At 45.3% G+C, this 12,663-nt stretch carries 11 protein-coding genes, 6 tRNA genes and 1 rRNA gene; all 18 read left to right on the top strand.

Annotation, left to right across the window (positions count from 1 at the left end):
- Positions 1-260: ribosomal RNA gene (locus tag G590_RS0116365) — 23S ribosomal RNA — on the top strand; the annotation flags it as partial.
- Positions 261-333: 73 nt separating this feature from the next.
- Positions 334-407, top strand: a tRNA-Asp gene (locus G590_RS0116360).
- Positions 408-433: 26 nt separating this feature from the next.
- A tRNA-Val gene (locus tag G590_RS0116355) sits at positions 434-506 on the top strand.
- Between the two features lie 29 nt (positions 507-535).
- Positions 536-608 (top strand) — tRNA-Thr (locus G590_RS0116350).
- Between the two features lie 6 nt (positions 609-614).
- Positions 615-696 (top strand) — tRNA-Tyr (locus G590_RS0116345).
- 37 nt (positions 697-733) lie between these two features.
- Positions 734-807 (top strand) — tRNA-Met (locus G590_RS0116340).
- Positions 808-813: 6 nt separating this feature from the next.
- A tRNA-Phe gene (locus G590_RS0116335) sits at positions 814-886 on the top strand.
- Positions 887-1,002: 116 nt separating this feature from the next.
- On the top strand, positions 1,003-2,907 hold the full coding sequence (locus G590_RS0116330) for a M3 family metallopeptidase (protein WP_022766733.1): 1,905 nt from the start codon (positions 1,003-1,005) through the stop codon (positions 2,905-2,907).
- 116 nt (positions 2,908-3,023) lie between these two features.
- Positions 3,024-3,617 (top strand): HD domain-containing protein, encoded by a 594-nt coding sequence (locus G590_RS19970; protein WP_022766732.1) that lies wholly within the window; start codon positions 3,024-3,026, stop codon positions 3,615-3,617.
- Positions 3,610-5,055 carry an aminotransferase class I/II-fold pyridoxal phosphate-dependent enzyme gene (locus G590_RS19965; RefSeq protein ID WP_022766731.1) on the top strand — a complete coding sequence of 482 codons (1,446 nt, stop codon included), beginning with the start codon at positions 3,610-3,612 and terminating at the stop codon, positions 5,053-5,055. The genes G590_RS19970 and G590_RS19965 overlap by 8 nt, the downstream gene beginning before the upstream one ends.
- Entirely contained in the window at positions 5,037-6,446 is a 1,410-nt protein-coding gene (gene pyk, locus G590_RS0116315; RefSeq protein WP_022766730.1) for a pyruvate kinase, read from the top strand. The genes G590_RS19965 and pyk overlap by 19 nt, the downstream gene beginning before the upstream one ends.
- 5 nt (positions 6,447-6,451) lie before the next feature.
- The gene (locus tag G590_RS0116310) at positions 6,452-7,054 is read left to right on the top strand and encodes a guanylate kinase (RefSeq protein WP_022766729.1); all 603 of its coding nucleotides are present in this window, start codon (positions 6,452-6,454) and stop codon (positions 7,052-7,054) included.
- A 23-nt stretch (positions 7,055-7,077) separates the two neighbouring features.
- Positions 7,078-7,518: a YaaR family protein gene (locus G590_RS0116305; protein WP_022766728.1), complete on the top strand. Its 441-nt coding sequence runs from the start codon at positions 7,078-7,080 to the stop codon at positions 7,516-7,518.
- Between the two features lie 11 nt (positions 7,519-7,529).
- Positions 7,530-8,576, top strand: a complete 1,047-nt coding sequence (locus G590_RS0116300; RefSeq protein WP_022766727.1) for a DNA polymerase III subunit — start codon at positions 7,530-7,532, stop codon at positions 8,574-8,576.
- On the top strand, positions 8,573-9,508 hold the full coding sequence (locus G590_RS0116295; RefSeq protein WP_022766726.1) for a PSP1 domain-containing protein: 936 nt from the start codon (positions 8,573-8,575) through the stop codon (positions 9,506-9,508). Before G590_RS0116300 ends, G590_RS0116295 begins: the two co-directional genes overlap by 4 nt.
- A gap of 82 nt (positions 9,509-9,590) precedes the next feature.
- Positions 9,591-10,235 carry a tRNA1(Val) (adenine(37)-N6)-methyltransferase gene (locus tag G590_RS0116290; protein WP_442852348.1) on the top strand — a complete coding sequence of 215 codons (645 nt, stop codon included), beginning with the start codon at positions 9,591-9,593 and terminating at the stop codon, positions 10,233-10,235.
- A gap of 66 nt (positions 10,236-10,301) precedes the next feature.
- Positions 10,302-11,156 carry a 16S rRNA (cytidine(1402)-2'-O)-methyltransferase gene (gene rsmI, locus G590_RS0116285; protein ID WP_022766724.1) on the top strand — a complete coding sequence of 285 codons (855 nt, stop codon included), beginning with the start codon at positions 10,302-10,304 and terminating at the stop codon, positions 11,154-11,156.
- 20 nt (positions 11,157-11,176) lie between these two features.
- Positions 11,177-12,502, top strand: coding sequence for a glycoside hydrolase family 27 protein (locus tag G590_RS0116280; RefSeq protein WP_022766723.1), 1,326 nt, complete (start codon positions 11,177-11,179; stop codon positions 12,500-12,502).
- Positions 12,503-12,663 lie beyond the last annotated feature (161 nt).

The following is a 12,663-nucleotide window of genomic DNA, read 5'->3' as shown; positions in this document are numbered from 1 at the left end:
AGGAGCTGTCCTTAGTACGAGAGGACCGGGATGGACGGACCGCTGGTGTATCAGCTGCACCGCCAGGTGCATAAGGCTGGGTAGCCACGTCCGGAAGGGATAAACGCTGAAGGCATCTAAGCGTGAAGCCCCCCTCAAGATGAGATATCCCTCCTTTATGGAGTAAGACCCCTTGGAGAGTACGAGGTTAGATAGGCACAAGGTGTAAGCACGGTAACGTGTTCAGCTGATGTGTACTAATAGGTCGAGGGCTTATCCAAAAAGCAAAGGTTAGAGACGGATCTAAGAGATTTCAGTGTTCGGTTTTGAAGGTACAATCCAAGTAACAAATATGGCCCGGTGGCTCAGCTGGTTAGAGCGCCGCCCTGTCACGGCGGAGGTCAGGGGTTCGAACCCCCTTCGGGTCGCTCAACTTCATATTTTTTATTTGACCGGGGTCTTAGCTCAGCTGGGAGAGCATCTGCCTTACAAGCAGAGGGTCACAGGTTCGAGCCCTGTAGGCCCCATTTTATTACACAACACAATTCGTGTGTAAGCCGATGTGGCTCAATTGGCAGAGCAGCTGATTTGTAATCAGCAGGTTAACGGTTCGAGTCCGCTCATCGGCTCTATATGGATGGCTTCCCGAGTGGCCAAAGGGGACAGACTGTAAATCTGCTGCAATTTGCTTCGGTGGTTCGAATCCACCGCCATCCATTTTTTTATTGCAATTAAGCAATAAATTTCATAATGACGCGGGGTGGAGCAGTCTGGAAGCTCGTCGGGCTCATAACCCGAAGGTCACAGGTTCAAATCCTGTTCCCGCTACTATATGCCTAGATAGCTCAGTTGGTAGAGCAGAGGACTGAAAATCCTCGTGTCGTTGGTTCGATTCCGACTCTAGGCATCTTTTTTTATTAATTTTTAATCCCGGCTTAAGAGTCGGGATTTTTTTTATGGAACAACATGTATGTTATAATTAAAGAACTCATTTGAAACAAGGGTTAATGGAAAAGGAGATTTATGAAGAGACGATTAAAAGGAATAGCAGCAACACTTGCCCTGATCATATCAGTAACCGCATGTGCATCACCGTTTGGTACAACATATGATAGTCCAAGTGCGTCATATACCGAGGAAAAGGGTAGGTACCCGGTGAAATGGAACCTTGAGAAAATCTATGCATCTGAGGCTGAGTGGCAGGCTGATTACGATAAAGTAATGGCCATGTTTGATGAATATGATAAATACAGAGGAAAGCTTGATAATGCCAAGACCATAAGGGAATACTTTGACTATGCATATTTTACTGATATGACCAAGATTCAACAGAAGCTTATGATGTATGCAAGCCTTGGAAACTCTCTTGATGCAACGGATCCGGTTTACAAAAATCTTCTTGCTAAATTAGACACCATGACAAGGGAAGAGACTCAGAAATCTGCATTTGTGGATGATGAGCTATATGCGCTGACATTGGAAGAGAGAAAGAAAATCTTTTCAGATCCCCTGTTTGATGGCGATGAATACTGGTTAAGACAATATCTCGATCCTGACTATGAACCGTTGTCTGAGGATGAAACTCTTTTGGTATCAACTATGTCTATGGGAATGGGATATGGGGAGCAGGTCTTTGATATACTTAATCAGGTTGAGCTTCCTTATCCGACAATCAAGATGCCAAATGGCAAGGAAGAGGAGCTTACTGATCAACTTTATGTGGATATAATCTCAAATCCAAGATATTCCGATAAATTTAAGGCAGAGGCCAATCAGACATATCTTTCAAGATATGAAGACTTTGCAAACACATTTGCTGCACTTCTTGAAGAGAACTGTTCTCAAGCATATGCATCCGCAATAATAGATGGATTTGACACAACAATGGACGAGGCTTTTGATGACTATGACCTGGATACCAAAGTGTTCGATATGCTGATAGAGTCTGCTCACAAGGGCATACCTGAATATCAGAGATATCTGAAACTCCATGCACAGGGGCTTGGTCTTGAGGAGCAATATTCCTACAACATGGGTACGAGTGTATCCGATTTTACTGTAAGCAAAACCAATTACGATGACGCTGTAGATGAAGTAATCGAAGCACTGGGAATTTTTGGGGATGACTATATTGACCACTTCACCAAGATCATTACAAGTGAGCAGGTAGATGTATATCCCACAGCCAATAAGGCAACAGGAGCCTTTGAAAATAAGATTTCAAGTGAATACTATCCATGGGTACTGTTTAATTATGGAGGATATTCAGATGATATCAGTACAATAGCTCACGAGATGGGACATGCAGTCTATGATCAGTATGCAACTGAGAATCAGAGAATGGCCTATAATAACCCTACAATTTTCACTCAGGAAGTTGCATCAACAACCAATGAGCTTTTGTACTATGATTACAAACTTAAGAATGCCAAAGATGATGAGGAAAAGCTCTTTTATCTTGAGAATGCAATAAACATGTTTGCAGGAACATTCTTTACTCAGATGATGTACTCTGAGTTTGAGGATTACATGTACAAGGTCGTTGAATCCGGTCAGTCACTGGATGCTGAAGACCTTGGTGATAAATGGGCTGAGCTTCTTAAGGAGTACAGGGGGGATGCTGTGACATCATTCCCTGCATCAAGATATCAATGGGCATCAATTCCGCATTTCTACTATGTTTATTATGTTTACCAGTATTCGGCAGATGTGGCTTATGCTGCATCAATCGCAGACAGGATCACTTCAAACGAGCCCGGAGCTGTTGATGAGTATCTGTCCTTCCTTAAACTGGGGGGATCGGAGCCTCCTGTAGAGCTTCTTTCCAAGGCCGGTGTGGATCCGCTCTCGGATGCGACTTATGATGAGGCGCTGGCATACTTTAAAAAGCTTGTTGATGAGTATGAGGTTCTGGTAAACAAGAAGTAATTATTTAGCTAGTTTTTTCATGATTTTAATACTTTCTTATTCAATGTATGTTATTATGAATTGAACCTAAAGATGGTTAAATTGTAGTGCTATGCGCTTTTAACGGAGTTTACCTGATGCACAGACTTGCAAAAGAAGATAAAGAGATAATAAAAAAGGTCCTTGATGTAAAGGGATATGATCCTGATACATTTGACCCTGAGATATTGACGGAATTGGAGAAGGATGAGGAATACCGTGCGATACTATGTCGTAACGGAGGAGACATCCTTGGCTCTGAGCAGTACATAAAGCTTAAGAGCTTTATTCAGCATGGCAATGTAACGGTGTACGAGCACAGTATTCACGTTGCTCTGTGTGCCATCAAGTTAAACAGGAAGCTTGGTATTAATGGAAAGGAGCGCGAGCTTGTGAGAGGTGCGCTGCTGCACGATTATTTCCTGTACGACTGGCATGATGGAGAGGCTCCGGGGAATATCCATCCCAAGCTTCACGGATTCTATCATCCCGGTATAGCACTTAAGAACGCTACAAGAGATTTTACTCTCACAGAGAGAGAAAAAGAGATAATAAAAAAGCATATGTGGCCGCTTACTGTTAAGCCACCTAAATGCAGAGAGGCCTGGGTGGTATGCCTGGCGGACAAGTATGCATCAACACTGGAGACACTCAAGCTTAGGAAGGGAAAGATTAACGTAAATTATGCCTGATATTTACCAGGAGCTGATAAACCTGGCGGAAGGGGAAATGTATCCGTTCCACATGCCCGGTCATAAGAGAAACCTTCAAAGCACCCCGTTAAAGGGTGCTTTTCGTTGTGATATAACGGAAATTGATGGCTTCGACAATCTGCATGATGAGAAAGGAATAATCCTTGAGGCAGAAGAAAGAGCAAACCTGCTCTATGGGGCGGAAGAGACGTTTTTTTTGGTTAACGGCAGTACATCGGGTGTTTTAAGCGCTGTGTCCGCAGCGGTTTCAGAAGGTGGGACTATTCTGGCAGCAAGAGGAAGCCATAAGTCTTTTTATCATGCTGCATACCTTCGAGGCCTTGATATAGAATATCTTGAGCCCAGGATGATCAGTGAGTACGGGATTTTTGACAGCTATAATGCAGAAGATGTCAAAAGAGCTTTAGACAAAGCAGAGGTTAAGCCTGAAGCGGTGTTCATCACATCGCCAACATATGAAGGAAAGTGCTCGGATATAGAAGGAATCGCAAGAGTATGCCATGATGAGGGGATAATACTGATAGTTGACGAGGCTCACGGTGCGCACTTTGGCTTTGGAGAGGGGGTTCCTGAGAGTGCTGTAAATGACGGAGCAGACATTGTAATCCATTCTCTTCACAAGACACTTCCGGCCATGACGCAGACTGCGCTTATCCATGTGCAGGGGAAGCTTGCGGACAGAGAGAGGCTTAAGAGATTTCTTCGGATATACCAGTCCAGCAGTCCGTCTTATGTGCTCATGTCCTCGATAGATCTTTGCATGAAGGAAATGCAGGAGAATGGAAAAGAGTTTGTAGAAAAACTTGTCATGTACAGGAAGAAGATACAGAAAGAGACTTCCGGCTGTAAGGTACTTAAGATACCGGATCTGAGCGAATTGGAAGACCCGGCCAAAGTGCTTGTTTATGCGGATAGTGAGGCGATGACAGGCCAGGAGTTATATGATATACTGCGTGAGGACTATCTATTGCAGTTGGAGATGGCGGGGGAGCACTATGCTCTGGCCATAATTACCGGTTGGGATACAGATGAAGGAATAGAACGCCTTATAAAGGCCATTTGCGAGATTGATGAGTGCTTGCAGAAAAAGGCCGGAGCAAGACTTGGCGTGAAAGAGGAAAACTATTCTATTCCGAAGAAGGAGATGTCTTTGCAAAAAGCCTGGGACAGCGAGCGGGAAACGGTGTCTTTAAAATTGGCGGAAGGCAGGATTTGCGGAGATTTTGTAAATCTTTATCCACCGGGTATTCCACTGATTGTGCCCGGAGAGGTCATAGGCGGAGACCTTATTAAGGACTTGGAGCGATATTTTGCGGAAGGACTTAATGTACAGGGCATTTTGGAGGTCGAAAATAGCGAGAATAAGGGTATAATAGATATAGACAAGAGAGGAATTTTATGCGTAAAACGAAAATAATATGTACTATCGGACCGGCAAGTGAAAGTGAAGATAAGTTAAAAGAGCTTATGCTGGCCGGTATGAATGTTGCCAGATTCAACTTTTCTCACGGTTCACACGATGAGCACAGAAGAAAGTTTGAGAGGATCAGAAAGCTCCGCGACGAGCTTGAGATTCCTGTAGCAACCATGCTTGATACAAAGGGTCCCGAGATCAGACTTAAGGACTTTAAGAACGGAAAGGAAATGCTGGAGGCCGGTCAGACTTTCACACTTACATCAAGAGACATAGAGGGTACCAAGGACGAGGTATCCATTACTTACAAGGATCTGACCAAAGACTGCAAGAGTGGGATGACTATCCTTTTGGACGACGGTCTTATTGAGCTTTCCGTTGAGAAGGTAACTGATACAGATATTGTCTGCACAGTAGTAAACGGTGGACCTGTATCTGACAAGAAGGGTGTCAACGTTCCCGGTGCGGAGCTTTCAATGCCCTATCTTAGTGAACAGGACAAGAGCGACATCATCTTTGGTTGTGAGCAGGGCTTTGATTTCGTTGCTGCTTCTTTTGTAAGAACCAAGGAAGATGTTCAGGATATCAGGGACATTTTAAAAGAGAAAAACTCTCCGATGAAGATCATTGCCAAGATCGAGAGCACACAGGGTATCAACAATATTGAAGAGATTCTTGCTGCTGCAGACGGCATCATGGTTGCCAGAGGAGATATGGGTGTAGAGGTTCCCTTTGAGGAGGTTCCTGTAGTTCAGAAGAAGCTGATCAAGATGGCTGAGGCTGCCGGTAAGTATGTCATTACAGCAACACAGATGCTTGATTCCATGATCCACCATCCAAGACCAACAAGAGCTGAGGCGACTGACGTTGCCAATGCAATTTATGACGGAACAACAGCAATTATGCTCTCAGGCGAGACAGCTGCAGGCGATTATCCTGTAGAGGCCCTTAAGACCATGTCACGTATTGCTGAGAGAACAGAAGCCGATATAGATTATGTAGGAAGACTTAAGAAAAGAGATTACGCACCAAGTGATGACACCACAGCAATCTCACATGCAACCTGCAACATAGCTGCAGAGGTTAATGCCGATGCAATACTGACAGTCACAATGAGCGGATTCACAGCAAGTATGGTATCAATGTACAAGCCTAACTGCCCTATTATTGCATGTACTATCAATCCTACAGTATGCAGACAGGCAAATCTGATGTTTGGAGTTGAGCCTCTTCACATCAGACAGGAAGACACAGCAGATGAGCTCTTCAGGGAAGCTTTGAGTGCTGCCAAGAATGCGGGACTTTTAAAGGCCGGCGACAAGGTAGTTCTCACAGCAGGCGTACCACTTGGAATTCCCGGAAGAACAAACATGATCAGAGTTGAGGAAGTTTAAGCAAAATGGCAACCGGCAGGATTTTCCTTTTGATGGGCAAGAGCACATCAGGGAAAGACACAATCTACAAAAACCTAATATCTGACAGTGACTTATCACTTAAAAAGGTCGTTCCTTACACCACCAGGCCCATGCGCGATGGGGAGACTGACGGAGTTCAGTATTTCTTCAGAGACGAGGATGGATATCGCGAGCTTAAGGATCAGGGCAGGATCATTGAGGAGCGTACCTACTATACCAATTATGGTGAGTGGAGATATTTTACTGTGGATGATGGGCAGATTGATCTTGCCAGCGGTGATAGCTACCTGGTAATAGGGACGCTGGAGTCCTACTGCTATTTCAGAGATTATTTCGGAAAAGACTTTGTCTACCCGATACTGATCGACGTAGAGGCCAGGATTAGGCTTGAGAGAGCCATGAAGAGAGAAGAAGGGCAGGAGCATCCCAGGTACGATGAGATGTGCAGGCGCTTTCTGGCAGACGAGGAAGACTTTGACGAGGCCAAGATAAATGAGGCCGGCGTGGAAAAGAGATTTTACAACAACGGTCTTATTGAAGACTGTATTAAAGAGATAAGACAGCATATTCTGGAAAACAAGAACTGAGCTATAAGGCGGGAAGGGAATGTATGGATATTAAAGTCAGCAATCTTACACCCACAAATCAGACCCCGGCTCCGGAGCAGGTACAGGAAGCAAACGGTGATTTTAAGTTTGTTCTGACCAGTAAGCTTGAGGATACGGGGCTCGCAGAGCGCCTAAATCTTATGCTGCAGGATATAATCCAGCAGGGTGAGAAGATTTCAAAGAGAAATGACATCAAGGATATGCAGAGGTACAGGATCCTCATCAAGGATTTTATGAATGAAGTAGTGACGAGGAGTCATGTCTTTTCACGTGAGAACTTCCTGGACAGGAAGGGAAGACACAGGGTTTACGGAATAATCAGGCAGGTGGACAAAGAGCTTGATGAACTGGCGCAGGAATTGGTCAAGGATGAGAAAAACAGTATCGACATCCTGGCCAAGATCGGTCAGATACAGGGGTTACTACTGGATATCTTTACTTAAGGGGAGAGTAAATGGCGGATTTTGCCGATATCATAGATCAACAGCAGATGAAGGAGCACATGCAGCATGCGCTCGTAACTGATACAGTTTCTCACGCCTACATCATATCGGGGGAGAACGGTTCGGGAAAAGAGTTTATCGCCAAAACCTTTGCCAAGGCACTTCAATGCGAGAACAGGCAGGACAAGGGGGACTACAGGGAGGCCTGCAACGAGTGCACATCCTGCATCAAGGCGCTCTCTGATAATCATCCCGACATTATAACAATAACTCATGAAAAGCCGGCCAGCATAGGTGTGGACGATATCAGGCAGCAGCTGCGTGACGATGTTGTCATAAAACCCTATGAGAGCAGGTACAAGATTTACATAATTCCCGAGGGTGAGAAGATGACACCTGCGGCTCAGAACGCACTGCTCAAGACGCTTGAAGAGCCGCCGTCATATATTGTTATCATAATTCTTACCAGCAACATAAACGCATTTTTACCTACTATTATAAGTAGATGTATTGTGCTTCCCATGAAGCCTGTAAGGGATGATTCTATTATAAAGTTCCTTATGGAAGAGCGTCATGTTGTGGATTATAAGGCTATGCTGTGCGCGTCTTTTGCCAGAGGAAATGTGGGCAAAGCGCTGGAACTGGCATCCAATGAGAGATTTGAGACATTAAAGAATGAGACCATAGATCTTGTTTCCAAGCTTAAAAACCTTGAGATCCACGAGATCATGGACAGGACCCATGCCATATTGGAGAACCCGGACGGTGAGGAGAAAGGCAGCAAGAAGGGGATAGACCTTGATCAGTATGCTGACTTTATGGACATACTTCTTTTCCTGTTCAGAGACATGCTTGTTTATAAGGCCACCGGGGATGATACTCACTTGATTTTCACTGATAAGGTATCGTATATTAGTAGTGTTACCGCAGATTGCACTTATGAGGGCATTAACGGTATTATCAAGGATATGGAGATTGCGAAAAACCGCATAAACTCCAATGTAAATATAGATTTAGCCCTGGAGCTGATGCTGATGGGCATTAAGGAGCATTTATGACAAGAGTTATCGGCGTAAGGTTCAGAACAGCCGGCAAGATATATTACTTTTCACCCGGGAAATATGTTATCAAAAAGGGTGATCATGTAATTGTAGAGACAGCAAGAGGCGTTGAGTACGGAACAGTTGTTTCAGAGCCTCAGGAGATCGAGGACGACAAGGTGGTTAAGCCGCTTAAGACAGTTCTTCGCACCTCCAGTACCAAGGACGATGAGCAGGAGAAGGCCAACAGAGAAAAAGAGAAGGAAGCCTTCAAGGTTTGCCTTGAGAAGATCAAAAAGCATAACCTGGATATGAAACTCATTGATGCAGAGTATACCTTTGACAACAACAAGATCCTCTTTTATTTTACAGCTGACGGAAGAATCGATTTCAGAGAGCTGGTAAAAGACCTTGCGGCTGTATTCAAGACAAGAATTGAACTCAGACAGATCGGTGTAAGAGACGAGACCAAGATAATCGGTGGTTATGGCATTTGTGGAAGACCATTGTGCTGCCACTCATATCTTTCGGACTTCGTTCCGGTATCAATCAAGATGGCCAAGGAACAGAGCCTGTCTCTTAATCCAACCAAGATTTCCGGAGTTTGCGGAAGACTCATGTGCTGCCTCAAGAATGAGGAAGATGTATATGAGGAGCTCAACCGCAAGATGCCAGCAGTAGGAGACTATTGCATAGCCAAGGATGGTCTTGGCGGAGAGGTATCTTCTGTGAATATTCTCAGACAGACCATGAAGGTCCTTGTAGAAGTCAATGATGAGAAGGAAGTTCACGAGTACAAGCTCGATGAGATAGAAACCATCAGGAAGAAACAGAAGAAAAAGAACAATAACGGTAAAAAGAACTCTCAGGAAGATGCAGAGATGAAAGAGCTCGAGAAGCTTGAGAAGATCGAGAAGCAGGAAGGAAAATCCAAGCTTGGGGACAATTGATCTGAAAGATGGCGAGAGACTTGATGACCTGCAGAGAAACGGCTACAGGATAATTCAGGACCCGGAGAAGTTCTGTTTTGGAATGGATGCAGTTCTTTTATCAGGATTTGCCTCTGCTCCGGAAGGAGGAAGAGTTCTGGACCTGGGAACGGGTACAGGGATCATACCGATCCTCATGGCAGCCAAGACGCCTGCCGCTGAGCTGATCGGCCTTGAGATTCAGGAAGAGAGCGCAGATATGGCGCAGCGAAGCGTCATTCTCAATGATCTTCAGTCCAAAATCAAAATCGTACAGGGAGATATTAAAGAGGCAGGGCAATTGTTTGACGCTGCCTCTTTTGACGTGGTCACAAGTAACCCGCCGTATATGATTGGCGGCCACGGACTTAAGAACCCGGATGGCCCCAAGGCTATAGCCAGACACGAGGTACTCTGCGATCTTGAAGATGTCATAAAGGCAGCAGCAAGGCTTCTTAAGAGTGGCGGTAAGTTCTATATGGTTCACAGACCCTTCAGACTGGCGGAGATCACGGTGCTTATGCATGAGTACAGGATTGAGCCCAAGAGGATGCAGCTGGTTTATCCCTATGTTGATAAGGAACCGAACATGGTCCTCATCGAGGGTGCGAGAGGCGGAAGATCAAGGCTGACGGTTGAGAAGCCACTCATTATTTACGAGGCACCGGGAAAGTATACACCGGAGATTTACGATATTTATGGATATTGATGTGCTTTGGTCGGTGAGTCAAACTGAAACGTCCCCACTGACTCACCAAGAAAAACGGAGAAGAAAATGGCAGGTAAACTTTATCTTTGTGCAACTCCCATAGGCAATCTGGACGACATGACCTTCAGGGTCCTTGAGACCCTTAAGAGTGTTGACCTGATTGCGGCGGAGGACACCAGAAACAGCATAAAGCTCCTTAATCATTTCGATATTCACACAGAGATGACCAGCTATCACGAATATAATAAGTACGATAAGGCACAGTACCTGATCCAGAAGATGCAGGAGGGGCTTGATATTGCGCTTATTACCGATGCCGGAACACCGGCGATATCAGATCCGGGTGAAGTTCTGGTGGCGGAGTGTCACAAGGCAGGTATAACCGTAACATCCCTTCCGGGACCGGCAGCCTGCATCACAGCCCTTACTTTGTCGGGCTTATCCACAAGAAGATTTTGTTTTGAGGGATTCCTTCCCTCAGCAACTGAAGATAAAAAAGGAAGAAAGAGGATACTTGAGGATCTTAAGGACGAGAGCAGGACAATGATCGTCTACGAGGCACCTCATCACCTCAAGGCTGCGCTGGATGATCTTTACGAGACACTGGGGGATAGAAAGGTATCCATCTGCCGCGAGCTCACCAAGAAATTTGAGGAGGTTCGTCCTACCACCATAGCTGAGGCAATTTCTTTTTACAAAGAAAATGAACCAAGAGGCGAGTATGTGCTGGTAATTGAGGGCAAGAGCCTTGAAGAGCAGGAGGAGGAAAAGAGACTCTCCTGGCAGGAGATGAGTATCGAAGACCACATGAAGTATTATGAGGACCAGGGTATTTCCCACAAAGATGCCATGAAGAAGGTGGCAGCCGACAGGGGTGTCGGAAAGAGGGAGATATATCAGGCTCTTTTAAAAGAGGAATAAAGAGAATAAAGGGGGTAAAAATGGGAGAGGAGAAGGTTTATGTAGCAAAGAGACCACCTATGGGGTGGAACAGCTGGGACTGCTATGGAGCAAGCGTAGGCGAGGAGACACTTCTTGGTAATGCGCGCTATATGGCAGAGAACTTAAGGGAATACGGATGGAAGTATGTAATATGTGACATCCAGTGGTATGAACCCACGGCAGATTCCCATGAGTATCACAAGTTTACCGAGCTCGAGATGGATGAGTACTCAAGGCTTGTGCCGGCAGTTTCAAGATTTCCTTCTGCAGCAGACGGCAAAGGCTTTGGGCCTATTGCTCAGCAGATTCACGATATGGGCCTTAAGTTCGGAATCCATATCATGAGAGGTATCCCAAGGCAGGCAGTGCACAGAAACACGAAAGTTCTGGGGACGGATAAGACCGCAAGGGAAATAGCGATCCCCAATTCTATCTGCATGTGGAACACGGACATGTATGGCGTTGATGCTTCCGTAGATGGAGCGCAGGCCTACTATGATTCTATATTCGCGCTGTATGCCGAATGGGGAGTGGACTACGTCAAGGTAGATGACATCGCAAGGATAGACTGCGGACCGGAAGCTCCGGGAGCGGGATTTTCCGAGATAGCCATGATAAGGGCTGCCATAGAAAAATGTGGAAGACCTATGGTGCTGAGCCTCTCACCCGGACCTGCAAGAGTTGACCAGAAGAAGTTTCTTTTGGAGAATGCCAACATGTGGCGCATGACGGATGATTTCTGGGACAGATGGGACCATCTCTACGGAATGTTTGAGAGATGCCATGCGTGGGAAGTTGTTGGACGTAAGGACCACTGGCCGGATTGCGATATGCTTCCTATCGGACATGTGTGCGTCTGCAATGACGAGAACGGAGAAAGAGGTCATTACTGCCACTTTACAGAGGATGAGCAGAAGATCCTTATGACGCTGTGGTGCATCTTCAGGTCACCGCTGATGATAGGTGCCGAGATGAGGGATAACGACGACTTCACCTTAAGTCTTCTGACCAATAAGAGGCTTCTCAACGCGCACAAGAACGGTCGAAAGCCCAGGCAGGTATACAGAAAAGGCGATCTGGTCATCTGGAAGAGTGTAGCCAAGGACGGTAAGGTCTACGCAGCATTTTTTAACATTGGGGAAAAGACAAAGAAGACAACACTGAAGTTTAAGGACTTTGACATCAAGTATAAGAAGGCAGTTCCCGCTGTAGAAGTGTGGGAGAACAGGGAGCTTAAGGTTAAAGATAAGATGCCTGTTGAGCTTTTGCCGCATACTGTGAAGTGCTTTGAACTTTCCACCAGGGAAACGCTAAGTCATAGCTAACAAGTTTACACATATTTCATAGAAATTTGGCTTAAAAACATTGTTAAAAACTTGGCTTTGTAGTATAAATGTAGTAGTGGGCGCAATTTTGCCCCGTAATTTAATAGTGTATCCGCGAATTATCAGTATATTGTGAGGTGTATGATAATTCGTGCAAAAAT

Origin of the sequence: Butyrivibrio sp. XPD2006 (assembly GCF_000420865.1) — a bacterium.
GTDB lineage: Bacteria > Bacillota > Clostridia > Lachnospirales > Lachnospiraceae > Butyrivibrio.
Note: the sequence above shows the minus strand (reverse complement) of the source record. Positions and strands in the feature narration are given on the sequence as shown.

Coding starts and splice junctions, on each gene's coding strand:
- rsmI (WP_022766724.1), top strand. CDS start 10,302: ATGGCAGGTAAACTTTATCTTTGTGCAACTCCCATAGGCAATCTGGAC.
- G590_RS0116305 (WP_022766728.1), top strand. CDS start 7,078: ATGGATATTAAAGTCAGCAATCTTACACCCACAAATCAGACCCCGGCT.
- G590_RS0116330 (WP_022766733.1), top strand. CDS start 1,003: ATGAAGAGACGATTAAAAGGAATAGCAGCAACACTTGCCCTGATCATA.
- G590_RS0116295 (WP_022766726.1), top strand. CDS start 8,573: ATGACAAGAGTTATCGGCGTAAGGTTCAGAACAGCCGGCAAGATATAT.
- G590_RS0116300 (WP_022766727.1), top strand. CDS start 7,530: ATGGCGGATTTTGCCGATATCATAGATCAACAGCAGATGAAGGAGCAC.
- G590_RS0116290 (WP_442852348.1), top strand. CDS start 9,591: ATGGATGCAGTTCTTTTATCAGGATTTGCCTCTGCTCCGGAAGGAGGA.
- G590_RS0116310 (WP_022766729.1), top strand. CDS start 6,452: ATGGCAACCGGCAGGATTTTCCTTTTGATGGGCAAGAGCACATCAGGG.
- G590_RS19970 (WP_022766732.1), top strand. CDS start 3,024: ATGCACAGACTTGCAAAAGAAGATAAAGAGATAATAAAAAAGGTCCTT.
- pyk (WP_022766730.1), top strand. CDS start 5,037: ATGCGTAAAACGAAAATAATATGTACTATCGGACCGGCAAGTGAAAGT.
- G590_RS19965 (WP_022766731.1), top strand. CDS start 3,610: ATGCCTGATATTTACCAGGAGCTGATAAACCTGGCGGAAGGGGAAATG.
- G590_RS0116280 (WP_022766723.1), top strand. CDS start 11,177: ATGGGAGAGGAGAAGGTTTATGTAGCAAAGAGACCACCTATGGGGTGG.